Here is a 17,691-nt window from a genome sequence, read left to right as displayed (position 1 = left end):
AAACTCTGGCGATGTGCGGCTTGACGTCTAGGTAAATTTTTAGAAATAAGCCACAACAGCAACACCATGTGTTGCCAGTCACATGTTTATATCTTCGCTTCCTAACCTACCCAAACTTCCCCCCAATAGCCGCAGATCCTGAATTATTTTCACTATTTTTTTTATCTACTACCCCCGACCTCCGCGCTTTATGCAAGATTTTAGCTACCCCCGCACCCTAAAAAAACCACTGTTCTGGAATCGACAATTTTGCTAAGCCACTCTTCCTTTGCGTACAAAAAACCCGCATCAGCTCTAGCGATGCGGGTTTGAAGAATTCGATTTAGCGGGCGTCTAGCAAATCAATCACAAAGACAAGGGTACGTCCCGCAAGTGGATGGCCGCCTCCAGCAGGGCCGTACGCAGCCTCTGGGGGAATAACGAGTTGGCGCCGACCTCCCACCTTCATTCCGGGTATTCCCTCTTGCCATCCAGCTATCAAGCCGCTTAAGGGGAATTCAATGGATTGTCCGCGGTCCCAGGAGGAATCGAACTCCTGGCCGGTTTCAAAATCTACGCCCACATAGTGCACTTCAACCATGCCACCAGGCTGGGCTTCTGCTCCATCACCTTCAAGAAGGTCAGTGATGACAAGATCTTCAGGGGCTGCACCTGCGGGGACTTCAATAACTGGTTTTTCCATGGAAGCTGTATCTCCTTCAAGCACGACTACTGTCGATGGGTTTTGGTTCTACGTCATATGAGGTCTTAGTTGATAAATTAAGGCCCCACTGGAACCTTTCCCGCTTATTCTAGCGGTAAAGTCCAGCGAGACCTTAATTATCCAGTAATTTCTCAGCGCTCGGAGATAGGTGGAAGCGTGCGATTCACCTCGCCAGTGTATATTTGGCGTGGTCGATTAATCTTTGTTGAGGTGGCCAATTGCTCCCGATACTGAGCAATCCAGCCAGGCAACCGGCCGATTGCAAAAAGAACCGTAAAGAAATCGGTATTAAATCCCATGGCTCGGTAGATTAGACCCGTATAGAAGTCAACATTCGGGTACAGCTTGCGCTGAATAAAATAATCATCCTTCAGTGCAATCTCTTCTAACTTCATTGCTAGATCGAGCAGGTGGTCACCGCCCAAATGCTCGAGAATCTCGTGGGCAGCATCCTTAACAATAGCGGCGCGTGGATCGTAGTTGCGGTAGACGCGGTGTCCGAACCCCATCAAGCGAACGCCTTGCTCCTTATTCTTCACCCGGTTCATGAAGTCTGTTGCGTCTCCACCTTGGGCGTCGATTTCTTCGAGCATCTCCAATACCGCCTGGTTAGCACCTCCATGAAGGGGGCCAGAAAGGGCATTAATGCCACCAGCAATGGCAACAAACATATTGGCTTGAGCAGATCCGATCATCCGAACCGTCGATGTGGAGCAGTTCTGCTCGTGATCGGCGTGCAGAATCAACAGCTTGTCCAGAGCACGAGCCATCACCGGATCAACCTCATAAGGCTCAGTTGGATAGCCAAACATCATCCGCAGGAAGTTTTCGCGGGTATTGAGGGAGTTGTCCGGGTACATAAACGGTGCGCCCTTGGATGCACGATACGCCTGGGCTGCCAGCATAGGCACTTTGGCCAGCAGCCTCACTGTGGCCATATCAAGTTGCCTCTCATCCAGTGGATCCAATTGATCCTGGTAGTACGTCGAGAGAATATTCACCGAGGATGCGAGCACCGACATGGGGTGCGCGTTGCGCGGGAAGATGGAGAACTGGTCTTTAAAGTCCTCGTCCAAGAGCGTGTGATGACGAATTTCATTTTCGAAAGCGTCGAGCTCCTCTTGATTCGGGAGCTTCCCTTTGATCAGTAGATAGGAAACTTCACTGAAATTGGCATTCTCAGCGAGGTCAGCAATATTGTAGCCGCGATAACGAAGAATTCCCTCTGCGCCGTCGATATAGGTAATCTTCGATTCCGTTGACCCAGTGGATACATAACCTGGATCGTAGGTAACAAAACCAGTGTCAGCGAGCAGGTTGCCCAGCGCGATGCCGTCATTACCCTCATGAGAGCGAATGATGTCAAGTTCATATTCTCCGCCTGGATATTGAAGAACGGCCTTATCTTTGTTGGTAGTCATAGCTTCCCTTTCATGAAAACTCGTTGTGGTTCCCGGCTCGTTAGCTCCACCCTCACACTTCGCGACCCTCGCAGAGACTTCGTGAGCAGCAGGAGGCTGGCCAAATAAGTCACACGAGTTCTTACAACGTGCCAATTCCACAAGAGATTAGATTGATTCTTTTGGTTGAAAAGGATCTTCACCTACATGCCTTGCAGAGCGGATTGCCGTTTCCCAATATTCTAGTTCAAATATAGCGAGCACTTCTTCTATGGAGCCACAACCTCAAACCACTCCACCCTCTAATCCTAGGCGCAGGCGGGTTTATCGAGCTGTGAGTGACGCCAAAATATTAAAAAGTGGCCTGGTGCACATTTTAGCAAAAATTGTGATATGAACTACCTTTACCCCCTTTATTTCACTAAAACTAGGCAAAAAGGGAAGATCAACGTCCTCTAACTACCCCCGTTAAGGTAACGGTTATGGCTGGAAGATTTTCCTCACTTATACCCCACTAGGGCACGAATATCGGTAATCTGGAATTTCTACTCCATGAGTATCCACCCGCGAGTATCTACCCGAAACCAGAAAGCAGAAATATGAGTGAGACACCTAGAATCCCCGCACACCTTCTTCCTCACGATGGGCGCTTCGGCTGTGGGCCGTCAAAGGTGCGGCCCGCGCAGGTTGATGCCGTGGCAGCTGGAGCCCGCACCGTTCTGGGTACTTCGCACCGCCAATCTGCGATCAAAGACATTGTCGGGAGTATCCGCACCGGCCTAAGCCAACTATTCAATCTCCCCGAAGGCCATGAAGTCATTCTTGGCTTAGGTGGAGCGACTGCCTTTTGGGATGCCGCCACCTTCGGTCTCATACGAAAAAAATCAGGACACTTGGTATGCGGTGAGTTCTCCTCTAAATTCGCGACCGCAGCCGCCCAAGCCCCGTGGCTTGATCAGCCCGCCATTATCTCTGCTGAGCCAGGCAAGATCCCCACACCGGGCTCTCATGACTTTGACGGATGCGATGTCATCGCATGGGCGCATAACGAGACCTCCACGGGCGCTATGATTCCCACCCATCGCCCCGCGGCCCCCGAAGATGCTCTGACTGTTATCGATGCCACCTCAGGTGCTGGCGGTCTACCAGCCGATTTGAACGCGGTTGATGTTTATTATTTCTCCCCTCAGAAGTGCTTCGCTGCGGATGGCGGGTTGTGGATAGCCATCATGAGTCCTCGCGCACTCGATCGCGTTGAGGAGATTGCCAAGTCGGGTCGCTATATCCCTGAGTTCCTCAATCTCAAGACTGCAGTGAACAATTCCCGCAAGAACCAGACGTATAATACCCCGGCGGTGGCCACCCTTATCATGCTCGCTGAACAGGTAAAATGGATGAATGAGCTGGGCGGACTCGATGCTATGGTGGAACGCACCCGCCGCAATTCAGATACGTTATACGCGTGGGCCGAGAACCACCCTCATGCCCAACCTTTCGTCAGTGAGCCTTCACACCGCTCCCTTGTGGTAGGCACGATTGACTTCGACGACAGCGTCGATGCTGCAGCGTTGGCGAAAATCCTGCGCGCACACGGCATTGTCGATGTGGAACCTTACCGGAAGCTAGGCCGCAACCAGCTTCGTGTGGGATTATTCCCAGCTATTGATGCGGCAGATATTCACCTTCTCACCCAAGCGATCGATCATATCTTGGATCATCGCTAATCTTTGTGGCACTCAGCTCCTGCGTGGAACTCCAATACAGGAGGTGGGATGCGATAAGATTGGGTGGATACGCACCTCAGTATGTTGAGTTGAGGAACGGGGACTTTCCCCCGATCCTCAACTCGGATACATCACCGATTGGAGAGCCGCAACTATGAAAGAACTCTTCTTCAATGAGTCGGAATCGACTCCCACCTCATTGGTATTTACCGATAAGGAAACGGACGAGCAGTTTTTTCTGGCGGTCACTGATTCCCTCCTCGCAACTGTGCAGCCCAGCGAGAAAATAAAAAAAGAGCTCCCTGACAACGATGACAAGGCTGAGAAGCCTTCCCGCGGGGTCGACCTACGGACATCTTCACCGCTAAAAATGCGCCCGAGAGAGATCCAAGATCGCATCCGCGCTGGCGCCACGATCGAAGAGGTTGCTGAGCTAAACGGCGTTTCTCCCTCTCGCATCGAGCCCTATGCACATCCCATCATTGGTGAGCGCAAACGCCTAGCCGACATGGCCAAGCAAGCCTACCCCGTCCGCGACGATGGCCCTGCCAAACTCACGCTGTGGGAAGTCCTTGCTACTGCTTTCGCCGCCCGCGATATGGATCTATCTCAGGCAACGTGGGATACTTATCGCGATGCTGCCGCCCAGTGGGTCGTCACGTTGACGTGGCAATCCGGCTTAGTCAGCAATATTGCTGAGTGGAGTTATCTGCGTCATTCCTCCTCTCCTGCCACCGCTGTTGCACGCAATGGGCTCGCAGCAGACCTCATCAATCCGAGTTTTTCTCAGCCAGTCCGCTCCTTGAGTCCCGTGAGTTCGTTGCGTCCGGCTGAGACTTCCCAAGAAGATCTGGAGAAAACTGATACCTTCGAGGAACTCAGTGGAGATGAATTGCTGCAGCATCCTGATGGGGAAAAGCCAGAGAAACGACGTCGGAAAGCAGTAACGCCGCACTGGGAAGATGTGCTGTTGGGAGTTCGCACGAATACCAAGCGCCCCCGCAAATGACCGTAAAAAGGCTTTCCCGCGACGTGGTACTGACCTTGTGGTACGTCACGAGCGCCAATCCAGAAAAGGTCATTAGCGCCTCACCGCGTGCTGATCGTGGGTTCGGAAGAAAACTGCTCGCCCAAATTTATCCCACACTACCTATAACCCCAATCGGATCTTTTAGCCTAAACCATTCAACGCATCCCTCTCGCGATGAGTTTTATATTGCGGCCTTCCCAGGATTGGGTCTTATGCAGACTCTCGTGGCTCATCTAGATCGATTGGAAAATGTAGACCCACGTTTGATCGCAGCAATACCTGCTGCGGATATATTTGTAATCGCCACCGATACCGCATCAGGTTATGCCGGTTTCGCACACTGGCATGGCACAACGCTCAAGCGGGCATTTAGTGCCGAGCCCGACCGCATTATTGAAGATAGCGGTCTCGTAGAGCCCTTCGAAAGTCCATATTGGGCGGGAGAATTCAGCTCCGGTCAGGGTGGGATCCTACTCCCCTTTGCTCCTCTCGATTTGGCATTAGCTGCGCAGAGAGCGTGGCTCGGGTTCGACCCAGTCTCCGCCCCCAATATCAACGTGGTGGGTTATGCCACCGATGGGCGCCCAGAACCTCCTCCGGCTCCACGAAAGCCAACAATCGGCGAAATCGCGCAACAGTCCACCGCAAAATTGGGGATCGGCGAGGTTTATCGAGATTACGATGATTACGAAGATCCCGACGAGGAAGCAGAGCTTGACGACGACCTAACGCTAAGACTCGGTCAAGCTGCTCGTGGCTCATTCAGCTGGGCGCAGAAATCGGCCGTGCGTGCTCATTTACTCTACGACGCGTTTGTGGAAAACCTCGGAGAGAAGCTGCGCTACTCCGATCGGCTCACGCCATCGATAAAGAATTTTTTCTCATCCTTAAAAGCTCAACAATCTGAAGAGCCCGACGAAAAGGCTTGAGAGCGGACTCTCTCGTAGAGTGCAATGGCGGCTGCAGTGGCCAGGTTAAGACTATCAGTACCCGGCGCCATGGGAATACGAGCTCGAATATCTGTTGCCCGCATGGCATGTTCCGTTAAGCCTGGGCCTTCAGCTCCCACTAAGAGTGCAATCTTTTCATAGGGCTGAGCATGTGAATCATAAAGCGCGGTGGCTATATGCGCAGCCTGCGGGTCTGGGGTCAGGGAGACGAGGTGAAAACCTTGTTCTCTCAACTGCTCTAGTCCCCATTGCCAGTTGGTATAGCGTCCCCCGAAGTGGGCGAACGGGGTACGCAGGACGTGTCCCATCGATACCCTCACCACGCGGCGGTATAGCGGGTCTGCGCATCCATTGCCAAAGAGCACCCCATCGACCCCCATCCCCGCCGCGTTGCGAAAAATTGATCCAATATTCTCGTGATCGCCGACGCCTTCCAAGATGACGAGTGTGCGCGCATGCTCAATAACGTCCGATACGGCAAGTGGGCTGGGTCGGTCGGCGGAGGCAAGGAGACCGCGGTGCATATCGTACCCCGCTAATTCAGCGAGATCATCGCGCTCGATTGCATAAATAGGAATATCTTTGACGAGTTCAGGGATATGATCTTGGGCGAGGAAATTGTCCACCTTCGATGGGAACCCTATTAGGCTCCGAACTGGAAATCGGGAGCGCAAGAGCCTTTCTATCACCAAGGGTCCCTCGGCTATGACGAGGCCCTTGGCCCCCGGAATATCGGGGCGTTTATCGGAATGTTTGAGATCTCGAAAATCGGCTACCCGCTCATCGACAGCAGAGTCAATAGGGATGATGTTCACATAAGTCATAGCCATTGAGGTTACTCTCTCGAAAAGATAAAAGCCGCCTACCACTTATGTGGTAGGCGGCTTTAATAAAGGGTTTTAGCCAACGATCTGCAACAGTGGTTCCGCTGCAAAGTAGATAAGGAACAGGGCCGAAACGAGCCACATGATCCAATGCACACTCTTTGCTTTTCCTGCTGCGGCTGCCATGATGACATACGCAATGAAGCCCACCCCGATTCCATTAGCGATGGAATAGGTAAAAGGCATGATGACAATAGTGAGGAAGGCCGGTAGCGCGATATGGAATTGGGAGAAATCGATATCGCGAACCTGTGCGATCATAAGCGCACCCACCACGACCAACACTGGGGCTGCCGCTTCGATAGGAACAATGGCGTAGAGCGGGGTGAGGAACATAGCCAAGAGAAAGAGAATGCCGGTGACTATATTTGCTAAACCAGTTCGGGCACCATCGGCAATGCCTGCTGCGGAATCGATATAAACCGTATTGGAGGAGGCTGAGGCTCCACCGCCAACGATGGCACCTGCGCCTTCCACGATCAGTGCCGCTCGTAGGTTAGGAAGATTTCCTTTTTCATCGGTAAGTTGAGCCTGCTTGCCTAGTGCTGTCATGGTCCCCATTGCGTCGAAAAAGTTGGCCAGCACAAGGGTAAAGAGAAGCAGTGTGGCCGCCAGCGCGCCGACTCGAGTAAAGGCTCCGAAGAGGGAAATATTGCCGATGATGGAAAGATCTGGAAGTCCACCGATAGTTTCGGGCAGAGTAGGGACTGCCAACGACCAGCCAGTTGCTACGGGTTGCCCGTCGACAAAGGATGGGCCGGCATGCGTGAGAGCTTCGACAACCATTGCGACAAGTGTGGTGGCAACGATTCCGATGAAGAGCCCGCCGCGAACCTGGCGTACCACCAGAATTCCACACAGAACGAGGCCGATCACGAAAACAAAGGTGGGCCACGAGGCAATCGATCCCCCGGAGCCGAGAGTGACGGGAACTGTCGTGCCTGCGGCATCTGGTATACGGCGAACGAAACCAGCGTCGACGAGTCCGATCATGGCGATGAACATACCAATACCTACACCCATAGCTGCCTTGATCGATGCCGGGATGGCGTTGAAAACTGCCATGCGGAAGCCAGATACGGCAAGCAGGACGATGATAATACCGTCCAGGACAACCAGCCCCATAGCCTCTGGCCAACTGAGGCCCTCTACGCTGACCATGGTTACCGCCACTAGGGTGTTAATGCCCAGACCGGTAGCGATGCCGAAAGGATACCGAGCGATCAAACCGAAGGCGATGGTCATAACGCCTGCGGCGAGAGCCGTAGCGGCTGCTACTTGGGGTACTCCAAGAGTAAGCCCCTCAGAATCGGCAATGGTACCGATAATGAGGGGGTTTAAGATGATGATATACGCCATCGCGAAGAAGGTGACGACGCCAGCGCGGATCTCTGTGCTGATTGAGGAACCCCGCTCCGTGATGTGAAAAAAGCGATCTAGTGGGGAGGCATTCTGCCCCACAGCGGTTTCGGCCATATTCTCTCCAGAATGGTTGGGCTAGGTAACTATCGATTGCACTCTCACTATGTGAAAAATCACTTTTGAGGAGTGCACGTCTTAAACAATCCCATTTAAGCTGCATTGTTAACAAATGATCAGGAGAGAATGTGAGATATATTACATAAGGGTTATGCCGGCTCCGGCCGGAGTGCTCTTTCACATCACCCCACCGCCTACGTGCGCACCTCCACCTCGACGAGGGATTCGTCGTCGAAAGCGGGTGTCTCTACCCGCTTTTGAGTTTGTGGGGTTTCCACTCCCGAGTGCGCACCGCATCCATAGTCTTTGGCCACCACCTGATCGTGCGCTGAGTATTCATTAGCGCATACCCCGAAATCAGGCCCTAATGGGTGAGCGAACGGCAGATAGAATGCGCAGCTCCTGCACGGGTGCGGGGCTTTTTGTGCATATTCAGTGTCCGGTCCCCACTCTCCTTTGTGCCAGCGTTGCTTCATGGTCTCCAGTTCTATCGCAGCAAGCTTTCGCTGTCCTGGCGCAATAGCCTGACCGGTTAAGAGAACCGATTCCGTATCCTTATCGCTTAAGCGGGGATCTGAGGGAGCTGGAGGCATGAGATCCCCAGGGCCAAGATCGCCGGGCTGCACTCGATCGTGGTAGGGAACCCATTCAGGGGCTTTAAGAGCCTCCCCTCCACTGACGAGACCAAGTTCGGAGATAGTTACCCAACGGCTACCAGGTGCGGCAGCAACCACCACATTCCATTCCCACCCAGGATACCCAGGGACGGCAGCTTCGAAACAATGCGTGGCACTATTATTGCCAAGAGCCGCAACCCCAATATGGCTTCCTACCTCGCCTTCGTCCAGTTCCTCAAGGGCGCGACGGGCGATCGATACTGCTCTAGCACTCAATAACAGCGGAGGGGTTCTTTTACGTGACACACCTCTATTATGGCCTATAGCCGAGCAAGTCTGCGCAAATCGAGCCGTGGTGGGGCATGATAATAGCTATGACGAGTAGTTCTTATTGGCGCGGTGCCTTCGCGAGTATAAGTGTCTTTGCAGCGCTAAGCTCGGGGGCCTGCGCCCCGTATTCTGCTGCCCCCATCGAGTATCAGCACGTTGAAATTCTTCATACCTATCCATTCGACTCCACCACCTACACCCAGGGGCTGGAGGTTGATGGTGATCGCCTCCTGGTTAGCGGCGGACAGTACAATCGATCCCGAATTTACTACTACACACTCGACGGCGTCAGTACTCATAATCAGCCGCTCGACCCAGAGCTTTTTGGCGAGGGCGCCACACGATTTGGCGATACGGTATGGCAACTCACGTGGCAAAGCGGAATTGCCTTTGCCCGCAACGCAGAAAGTCTCGACGTTACTCATACAGTGCGTTACCCCGGCCAGGGGTGGGGTTTGTGCTCCTACGAGGACTATATGGTGATGAGCGACGGAAGTGACACTCTCAGAATTCTCGACGGAGAGAGCTTCGCAGAGCGCGATCGTATTTCCATTACTCGCGATGGTGAGCCGGTAAGTATGCTCAACGAGCTCGCCTGCACAAAGGAGTCCGGAACTCGATATGTCTATGCAAACATCTATTTAAGTACTGATATTTATAAAATTGATCTCGACCATAAGCGAGTGGTCGCCATTATCGATGCCTCGACGGTTCCAAATCGCACCAGCGGCGATACCGATCATGTTCTCAATGGTATTGCTAATATCCCCGGCACTGATCGCTTTTATATCACGGGTAAGCAGTGGCCCGACCTTTATGAGGTCCGGTTTAGCAGTGAGCCAGCCTAGGAGGATTTAAAAAATATGCGCCCAAAGACGAAAAAAACCATTGTTCAGGTAGCGGGGCTTGGTGTGGCGGTTCTCGTGGTTCTCATCACCTCAATAGCCTTTCAAAATTGGTGGAATAACCGCCCCGGTACTGCGCCGGAGGACCTCAAAATACAGGCTCAACTGGGAAGCGAGCGCTTCGAAGTTCCCCCGTATAGCGTATGCGAACTTGGAGAGCCCTGCCGAGAAGACAGCCCCACTCTCAAAGATCTTAGCGCCGCTAACGAGCTGGTTGTTGACGTACCTCGAGATATATACGACCATGACTGGACAGTCTTGAGTATCTACGACGACCCAGCCCACAACAGTGAATTCTACTTCGGCCCCTACGAAAAGAAGCATATCGAAATCCCCACAACCAATAGTGATGCCGAGCTATTAGTAGTGGAGATTAAATCCGTACTCATCGGCCGCGACGCCGACGGAGCTGAAACTCCGCTGAGCGTGGTTTGGTCTGTTGGCGCAACGAAAAAGCCCGCCTCCTAAAGATCAGACGGGCTCTGTGAGATTAGATCTCAATGCTAGATATCGAGCTCAGCAGCGACAGCTCGCAGAATCTCAGCAATACGCTTGCCCTCTTTACGGTCAGGATAGTGACCCGCAGTTAATTGCGGCAACACCTTACCGTCAAGGAGATTCACGAGATCAGCGACCACGGATCCCAGCTCCTCGGCGGAGTGCTTACGCTCAACGCGCTGCGGCTTTGCGTGTACGCGAGGTGGATCAATAATAGCGACGCGGAGGGCTTGCGGGCCCTTTTTGCCAGATGCAAAATCGAATTCGATTCGCTGACCGCGGTGAAGTTCAGTGACGCCATCTGGAAGAACAGCTTGGCTAACGAAAACGTCTTCAGATCCCGGGTTGGATACAAAGCCAAAACCTCGTTCGGGGTCGTACCATTTGATCTTGCCAATAGGCATGACACTCATTCCTTCCTAAATTTTTTAAGCTCAGCCGCCTCCGCGGGACACTGGTTCTTCAGTCTAATCTGCGAGGGTCAAAATAGATAGACGAAAGATACTATTCTAGCGAAGGCTGAAGCCTGACGCTAACCCCCTAAAGGAGAGAGCTGTAGTGGCCCCAAGATAACGAATCAGCAACAAATATTGCGACTACCTAACTCTCGCCACGACTTACCCGAAAAGTGCTGCCTACAAGCCACGATAGTCCACCCGAGGCCACCTACGAGAAAAAGTAAACAGTAAAACGTGACAATTTCGTTATAAATACGCTAGGCTGATTGACCAGAACCTTTGCAGCTCTGGTTTTTCCAAACATAAGTACGATGTATACTCATCAATTCTTCGATGATCTCCACCACTCCCTTGGTCTTTGCTTGGATCATCGAAATGCCTTATGGAGAGAAATCTACGCTCAGAGGACCAAAAAGACAGCTGATCCTCATTGGGGATCATGACCACTTTAATGACATTGCAAGCACACCAAGGGAAGTACTGGCTCGAAAATCAACAGCCAGTATCAGGAGTAAGCTAACCGCTTTCTCCCCACAACCGGTGGCCACTGAGAGGATACCCAGAAACTCATGGCGAAACATGCCCGCAAGACCGCTACACCGCTGAAGAAACTAGCCGCTGGAGCCGCAGTAGTAGGAGCAACCACCGTCATCTTCGCTCCCGCAGCCAATGCTGCTCCTGACTCCGACTGGGATCGACTAGCCCAATGCGAAGCTGGAGGCAATTGGTCCATTAATACCGGCAACGGTTACCACGGGGGGCTGCAATTCTCCCCATCGACCTGGAGTGGTTATGGTGGCGGCGAGTTCGCCCCCTACGCCTACCAAGCAACCCGTGAGCAGCAAATCGCGGTCGCTGAGCGCGTGCTCGCCGGCCAAGGCTGGGGTGCGTGGCCCTCCTGCTCGTCTCGCCTAGGACTCAACGCAGCTCCTACCCCCCGCACTATCGTGGCGGATGCTCCAGCTGTAGTCCAAGAAGCTGTAGCCCAAGCAGAATTCGCGGCTGAGCGCGACGGCCAAAACGCGGAATCCTTACCAGTTGACGCACTCTATAACCTCATCGTGGCTCGCCTCGCAGAATTTGGTCTCACTGTTCCCCCGCAGATCGAAGCTCTCTACTACTCCTTCCGCGTAGACCTCAACGCCTTCTATAGCGCTAACCGTGAGCTCATTCACTCCATCTTCTAGGAGCTCGATGTAGCCACAAAAAAAGGGCACGACTGCTTATTGAGCGGTCGGGCCCTTTTCTGCTGGGAAATACTATTTGTTGATACGCGTATAAGGATGAACGTAGCCGGTCTGCTCGGCTGGAACAGGAAACTCAATATCGCCGAACGGACTGTTGGCACCAGCAAATTTCGCGATAATATCCGTTACATAGTGGCCGCCGCCTGGAACCTCGGTGGGCCAACCTGGATCAACATAACCTTTTTTCTCCATATTTGACATACTTCTCATTTTGGCAAATCTTCACCAAAACCGCACCTTTTCAACAGCTACAATTGGATTTCACCATGAATTCTGCCACCCCCACACCACCATCTCTTGAAGAGTATCTCACCTCCCTCGACGATGATGAGTTGAGTGTTCTTTTTTCCAACCGCCCCGATATTCTCTTTCCGACACCCCCACATATTCATTCTCTGGCTGGCCGTTTGAGACTTAAACAGAGTATTGTGCGCGCACTCTTCCAGCTCAACGCGCGCGAGATCGCAGTTCTCGAGGCTTTGGATACTTTAGGAGGCGATCTTCACGCGGTACCCGAAGAGGATATGAAAAACTTACTAAGCCCTTATATCGAAGGGTCTTGGTCTCTCTCTGAGCTCATTGATACCCTCAGCAGCTATCTTTTAGTAATCCCCACTGCTAACGGCATAGCCCTAGCGGAGTCCGTGGCTGACTATCTTCACCCTGTGGTTCGCGTTCTGGCAGAAAAAGATAGCGATGATTTCGCGACAACGGCTCTTAAAGTGTCGGCTCTTGATCACATATCGCTGAAGATCCTCACAGCCCTCGCGGCTCCGCAGGCTACGGGAACAACCCGCGATGCGCACCCTCATGCCGATCAATCCAAACCAATACCCCGCCTAATCGCCGACGGTCTATTGGTGCGGCGAGATGATACTACAGTGGCTTTGCCTACCTATGTGCGCCAGATTCTCGCAGGTCACCGGTTTATACCCCTAAGCTCCCCCAACAGTCACTCACAGCCTAAACTCGACTCTCAGCTAGCGGAACAGGCGGTTGCAACCGCTCTTGATATCGTACGATTATGTCGCCATACAGTGGAGTACCTAGACACCACACCCGTTGCGCTATTAAAAAATCGCGGATTAGGAGTACGCGGTGAACAACAACTGACTCACATCCTCCACACGAGTCAAGGCATTGTGCATACCGTCGTGGCTCTTCTTTTTGGGGCACGCCTTGTTGTCACCCACCACAACGAGGAGGGTGGTTTGGAATTGGCCAATACCGAGCGCTGCGCAGAATTCCTCGAATCGCCCTTGGCCACTCAGTGGGAGATGATCTGGCAGGGCTGGTGGCGGGCAGGGGCCTTGCAACACTGGATAGCAGGCACTAAAGATGATAAGGGACAATCAATCCGCCTCAATAGCGAAGAAACTTGGGATGAAAAGCTTCCCCCATTACGACGGCAATTTTTTAAGCTCTTTGGCGATACCGGATTAACTCGAGCACATATCTCAGCGGAATTAGCTTTTCGCCATCCTTATCAACAGCTTGCCTACGATGATCAGTTTATCGATGAGCTCATTAACGAAGGCCTTTCGATGGGGGCTCTCATCCACAGTGACGGATTCTACTTCGCTGCTCCTGCGCTTCGCAGCATTGACAAGAACTTCGCTGAGCTCCTTGTCGCGCTCACGCCTCAGGAAATCAGCTATCTCATTCCTAATAGCGATCTCACTTTGCTCGCCCCGGGTCCTCTCGAATCAACGGTGCACCGCTCTATTAACCTTTATGCTGACCTCGAATCCCCAGGGCTTGCTAGTGTATATAGAATCTCGGAATCCTCTCTGCGTCGAGGCTTCGACGCTGGGCGCAGCGCCGCTGATATCAGGAATTTCTTCACGACTCACCTTATCGGGGAGCTACCCTCAGTAATCGAATTTCTTATCGATGATATTTCCCGCACCCATGGGCAGATCCGTGGCGGGGTGGCCACCAGTTATCTCCGCATCGACGATGCTGTGCTTCTTACTCAGATTATTGCCAGCCCAAGTATCAAAAGGCTCAGCCTCAGTCAGATAGCACCCACAGTCGCGGTATCGTCAGCGCCGCTAGCCCACGTTATTGCAGCCTTACGGGCGGATGGCTACCACGCCGTAGCCGAGGATCACCACGGTTTAAGCGTCGATATCAGGCCTCAGCGTGAACGCCAGGAAACCCCTCCGGCTCCACGATCAACACCTAGTCTCAGTGAGGATTCCATCCTCAAAGCACTCCAGGCACTGAAGGCTTCTCCGCCCTCGCACTCTATCGGGTCCGGGGAGGCATCAATAAGCGTGGTTCACAAAGCGATTCGCCATAAATTAGACCTTATACTTAGCTATGTCGATGCTGCAGGTATCCAGCACTCTCAAGAAATGAGCCCCATTGCGATGACCGCGGGTCATATCTCAGCCATTGAGAAAGTTACCGGGGAGCTAATTCGTATCCCCGCTCATCGCCTCAGTGCAGCGCAGATCATACACAGCGAAGGAAAAACGGATGACTAACGGATCGGGCCCCCTTATTGTCCAGTCAGACAAAACAGTTCTACTCGAAATTGACCACCCTAACGCCGATGTTGCTCGGGCTGCCCTTGCCCCATTCGCCGAACTCGAGCGCGCCCCTGAACATATCCACACCTATCGCATAACGCCCCTTGCCCTGTGGAATGCCCGTGCCGCAGGATTCGACGCTGAGCAGCTTATCGACGTCCTCGATAGCTACTCGCGTTTTCCGATCCCTCAAGCACTCCTGATCGATATAGCTGAAACAATGGCTCGTTACGGGCGCGTGCGGATCCTCGATCATCCCGCTCACGGTCTCATACTTGAGTCTGAAGATCTTAGCGTGCTGACGGAGATCACGCGGCATAAGAATATCGCACCAATGCTGGGGAGCCGTATTGATTCAGAAACTATTGCCGTCCACCCTTCCGAGCGCGGGCGCTTGAAGCAAGAGCTCATTAAAATCGGGTGGCCGGCCGAAGATCTTGCCGGATATATAGACGGGGAAAGTCACCCCATCACGCTACAGACCGGCGATTGGAATATCCGCGATTATCAGAAGATGGCCGCAGCCGCCTTTTATAACGGGGGCTCAGGTGTCGTAGTGTTACCTTGTGGTTCGGGGAAAACCATCGTAGGTGCCGCGGCTATGGCTAAGGCGCAAGTGACCACCCTTATTTTGGTCACTAACACCCTTGCAGGGAGGCAATGGCGCGACGAGCTGCTGGCGAAGACCTCTCTTACTGAGGCGGAGATCGGTGAGTATTCCGGGGAAAAGAAAGAGATTCGACCCGTCACCATAGCCACGTACCAGGTGGTGACACGCAAATCCAAGGGCGAGTATCGGGCTCTCGAACTCTTCGATAGCCGAGACTGGGGCCTCATCATCTACGATGAGGTCCACCTGCTTCCTGCCCCGGTTTTCCGTATGACTTCCAATCTGCAATCACGGCGTCGCCTCGGCCTCACAGCAACACTAATTAGAGAAGACGGGCGCGAGAGCGATGTCTTTTCACTGATCGGACCCAAGCGCTATGATGCCCCTTGGAAAGACCTTGAAATGCAGGGGTTCATCGCGAGCGCAGAGTGCATTGAGGTCAGAAGTACCATGACGCACGATGAGAAGATGAGCTACGCTATCGCCGAAACTAGGGAGCGCTACCGCCTCGCAGCGTGCTCGGAGAGCAAAACCTCAGCGGTGCGAAAAATTCTTGATTTCCACGCTGGGGATCCAGCCTTAATTATCGGCGCTTTCGTCGAGCAGCTTGAGGAGCTCAGTGAGAAACTCGGAGCGCCGCTCATTGACGGGCGTACCCGCACGAGCCGACGAGAGGAACTATTCCAGCAATTTCGCGAAGGGAAAGTGCCAACACTTGTGGTGAGCAAAGTTGCGAATTTCTCTATCGACCTTCCTGCCGCCCAGGTGGCGATTCAGGTCTCGGGTACCTTCGGATCCCGTCAAGAAGAGGCGCAGCGTTTAGGGCGGTTGCTCAGACCTAAGGCAAACAAGCAATCGGTGCACTTCTATACAGTTGTCAGTCGTGACAGTATTGACGCCGAGTACGCGGCGAATCGGCAACGCTTCTTAGCAGAACAAGGCTACGCCTACCGGATAGTCGATCTTCAAGACCTCGATGAGCTCTTGCCTCAGATTGCACCACGGAAAGAAGGATAAAGATGCAAAAATTCTCGTTTAGCGTCGACGAACAGTATGCCCGCAAACATAACGAGCTGCTGCGCGATGGATCGCGATTAATCAAAGCGGCTCTATTAGCCGTCGTACTCCTGATAGGCCTAATATTCGTGGTTGACTATATAAATCTTGGTGGTTACGCAGTCGTGGCCAAGATCGTTTTAGGTGCTCTAGCGGCTATGAACGCAGTGCTCGTTTTCGTTCTACCTAGAGCTATTGGCAGCGCCGAGAAACTTTATAATAGCTACGAACTGTGCGCCGCTATGATCGCGGAGGTTAATCCACGTGACTGCGTCCTTTTAGCCCTCGTTAATTTAAGCGCACTCGATACCCAGCCACCACAATGGGCATTAGCTACGCGCACCGTTACTGGATTGGGGGACCACACCCGAAAGATCGGTGAGAAAGTTCCTGCGGTAGCGGTGAGTGGACGCAAAGATGTATACGCAAAGGATGCATGGGGCGAAGTCTCCCCTGTGCCTATTACATGGGGGACACCGGACCGGGAGGTAATTGCGCGCGCTAGAGCAGCAATCCCTGAGGAACAATGGAGAGTCTTGGAAGAAAATCTTCACCGTCTTGAAGACGTTCAAGCTACCCCGAGAAATTTGCTCGAGTTAGAGCTTTCATAGCCACCCTATTGGAGATATGGGTGCCCCCCGCTTAGGTATTAGTTGCAGGAAAGAATCGGGACCACTTGAACTAGGTACAGCATCAAGCCGCTAGATCTAGGTCTACCAAATTATCCGGATCCCAAGCCCCCCGAGCTGACGGCGCCATGCTGGAGAATACAGGAAGTTTTTGGACCATTTATTATAGCTGTCGATTAACTCCCTTGAGATCTAAAGCCGGCTGCACAGCTCTATATCCCGAGCCGGTAGAGAGTATACTCTCCACCGAGCAATTAGGCGTTTATTCCCTGGATCTATTACTCCTGGGCCCCTAGGAGTCGGCAAAATGGTGACTACAATAACCGCGAGTTAGTTACTCCGCATCCTGCCCGTATCGACACTAACCATCTGGAATCTTCTAGCCTATTTCAAGGACAAAATAGTCCTGCGCCAGAAATGGTAAGCAACCCGGAACCGATTACGGGTATATGAGACAAAAAAAGGGGGAGGGGTTGCGCACAAGCACACAGCCTGCACACAACCCCTCCCACCATCTTAAGTTTTAGGTCGGCGGTGACTTACTCTCCCACAAACTCCCGTTTGCAGTACCATCAGCGCTACCAGGCTTAGCTTCCGGGTTCGGAATGGGACCGGGCGTACCCCTGACGCAATA

The 17,691-nt window shown here is 52.9% G+C and carries 16 protein-coding genes and 1 rRNA gene; 9 read left to right on the top strand and 8 right to left on the bottom strand.

Annotated features, from left to right (window positions below; translation table 11 throughout):
- Window positions 1-322 precede the first annotated feature (322 nt).
- Together fkpA and N7326_RS04250 are read right to left on the bottom strand one after the other, a co-directional pair.
- Window positions 323-682, bottom strand: a complete 360-nt coding sequence (gene fkpA / locus N7326_RS04255) for an FKBP-type peptidyl-prolyl cis-trans isomerase FkpA (protein WP_259078400.1) — start codon at window positions 680-682, stop codon at window positions 323-325.
- 152 nt (window positions 683-834) lie between these two features.
- Window positions 835-2,124 (bottom strand): citrate synthase, encoded by a 1,290-nt coding sequence (locus N7326_RS04250; RefSeq protein WP_259158196.1) that lies wholly within the window; start codon window positions 2,122-2,124, stop codon window positions 835-837.
- 578 nt (window positions 2,125-2,702) lie between these two features.
- On the opposite strand from N7326_RS04250, the gene serC reads away from it, so the two are divergent.
- The 3 genes from serC to N7326_RS04235 all read left to right on the top strand — a co-directional run bounded on the left by serC (window position 2,703) and on the right by N7326_RS04235 (window position 5,786).
- Complete coding sequence (gene serC / locus N7326_RS04245; protein ID WP_259078405.1) at window positions 2,703-3,827, top strand: phosphoserine transaminase; 1,125 nt, start codon at window positions 2,703-2,705, stop codon at window positions 3,825-3,827.
- Window positions 3,828-3,981: 154 nt separating this feature from the next.
- Window positions 3,982-4,836, top strand: a complete 855-nt coding sequence (sepH, locus tag N7326_RS04240) for a septation protein SepH (protein ID WP_259078407.1) — start codon at window positions 3,982-3,984, stop codon at window positions 4,834-4,836.
- 23 nt (window positions 4,837-4,859) lie between these two features.
- Complete coding sequence (locus N7326_RS04235; protein WP_259289418.1) at window positions 4,860-5,786, top strand: DUF6928 family protein; 927 nt, start codon at window positions 4,860-4,862, stop codon at window positions 5,784-5,786.
- Here N7326_RS04235 and N7326_RS04230 read toward each other — a convergent pair.
- The 3 genes from N7326_RS04230 to N7326_RS04220 form a co-directional block, all read right to left on the bottom strand.
- The gene (locus N7326_RS04230; protein WP_263088218.1) at window positions 5,753-6,631 is read right to left on the bottom strand and encodes a TrmH family RNA methyltransferase; all 879 of its coding nucleotides are present in this window, start codon (window positions 6,629-6,631) and stop codon (window positions 5,753-5,755) included. The two genes, N7326_RS04235 and N7326_RS04230, sit on opposite strands and share 34 nt — an antisense overlap.
- Before the next feature lie 75 nt (window positions 6,632-6,706).
- On the bottom strand, window positions 6,707-8,167 hold the full coding sequence (locus N7326_RS04225) for an NCS2 family permease (protein ID WP_263088217.1): 1,461 nt from the start codon (window positions 8,165-8,167) through the stop codon (window positions 6,707-6,709).
- Between the two features lie 197 nt (window positions 8,168-8,364).
- Window positions 8,365-9,093, bottom strand: coding sequence for a DUF3027 domain-containing protein (locus tag N7326_RS04220; RefSeq protein WP_259158190.1), 729 nt, complete (start codon window positions 9,091-9,093; stop codon window positions 8,365-8,367).
- Window positions 9,094-9,161: 68 nt separating this feature from the next.
- On the opposite strand from N7326_RS04220, the gene N7326_RS04215 reads away from it, so the two are divergent.
- Window positions 9,162-9,965 (top strand): glutaminyl-peptide cyclotransferase, encoded by an 804-nt coding sequence (locus N7326_RS04215; RefSeq protein WP_263088215.1) that lies wholly within the window; start codon window positions 9,162-9,164, stop codon window positions 9,963-9,965.
- 15 nt (window positions 9,966-9,980) lie between these two features.
- Window positions 9,981-10,490: a DUF2771 domain-containing protein gene (locus tag N7326_RS04210; RefSeq protein WP_259078418.1), complete on the top strand. Its 510-nt coding sequence runs from the start codon at window positions 9,981-9,983 to the stop codon at window positions 10,488-10,490.
- A gap of 35 nt (window positions 10,491-10,525) precedes the next feature.
- On the opposite strand, the gene N7326_RS04205 is transcribed toward N7326_RS04210, so the two are convergent.
- Entirely contained in the window at window positions 10,526-10,924 is a 399-nt protein-coding gene (locus N7326_RS04205) for a cold-shock protein (protein WP_259078420.1), read from the bottom strand.
- Between the two features lie 623 nt (window positions 10,925-11,547).
- Here N7326_RS04205 and N7326_RS04200 point away from each other — a divergent pair.
- The gene (locus N7326_RS04200; RefSeq protein ID WP_259078422.1) at window positions 11,548-12,165 is read left to right on the top strand and encodes a resuscitation-promoting factor Rpf1 domain-containing protein; all 618 of its coding nucleotides are present in this window, start codon (window positions 11,548-11,550) and stop codon (window positions 12,163-12,165) included.
- Between the two features lie 72 nt (window positions 12,166-12,237).
- On the opposite strand, the gene N7326_RS04195 is transcribed toward N7326_RS04200, so the two are convergent.
- The gene (locus tag N7326_RS04195; protein WP_259078423.1) at window positions 12,238-12,426 is read right to left on the bottom strand and encodes a hypothetical protein; all 189 of its coding nucleotides are present in this window, start codon (window positions 12,424-12,426) and stop codon (window positions 12,238-12,240) included.
- A 65-nt stretch (window positions 12,427-12,491) separates the two neighbouring features.
- On the opposite strand from N7326_RS04195, the gene N7326_RS04190 reads away from it, so the two are divergent.
- Genes N7326_RS04190 through N7326_RS04180 form a run of 3 tightly spaced genes read left to right on the top strand, consistent with a single transcriptional unit; the run spans window position 12,492 to window position 17,039 of the window.
- On the top strand, window positions 12,492-14,717 hold the full coding sequence (locus N7326_RS04190; protein ID WP_263088213.1) for a helicase-associated domain-containing protein: 2,226 nt from the start codon (window positions 12,492-12,494) through the stop codon (window positions 14,715-14,717).
- Entirely contained in the window at window positions 14,710-16,389 is a 1,680-nt protein-coding gene (locus tag N7326_RS04185; protein ID WP_259078427.1) for a DNA repair helicase XPB, read from the top strand. The genes N7326_RS04190 and N7326_RS04185 overlap by 8 nt, the downstream gene beginning before the upstream one ends.
- 2 nt (window positions 16,390-16,391) lie before the next feature.
- On the top strand, window positions 16,392-17,039 hold the full coding sequence (locus tag N7326_RS04180) for a DUF3239 domain-containing protein (protein ID WP_259078429.1): 648 nt from the start codon (window positions 16,392-16,394) through the stop codon (window positions 17,037-17,039).
- Window positions 17,040-17,583: 544 nt separating this feature from the next.
- Here the strand turns inward: N7326_RS04180 and rrf are convergent.
- A 5S ribosomal RNA gene (gene rrf / locus N7326_RS04175) occupies window positions 17,584-17,691 on the bottom strand; the annotation flags it as partial.

The organism is Corynebacterium sp. ES2794-CONJ1 (genome assembly GCF_025660615.1).
GTDB lineage: Bacteria > Actinomycetota > Actinomycetes > Mycobacteriales > Mycobacteriaceae > Corynebacterium.
Note: the sequence above shows the minus strand (reverse complement) of the source record. Positions and strands in the feature narration are given on the sequence as shown.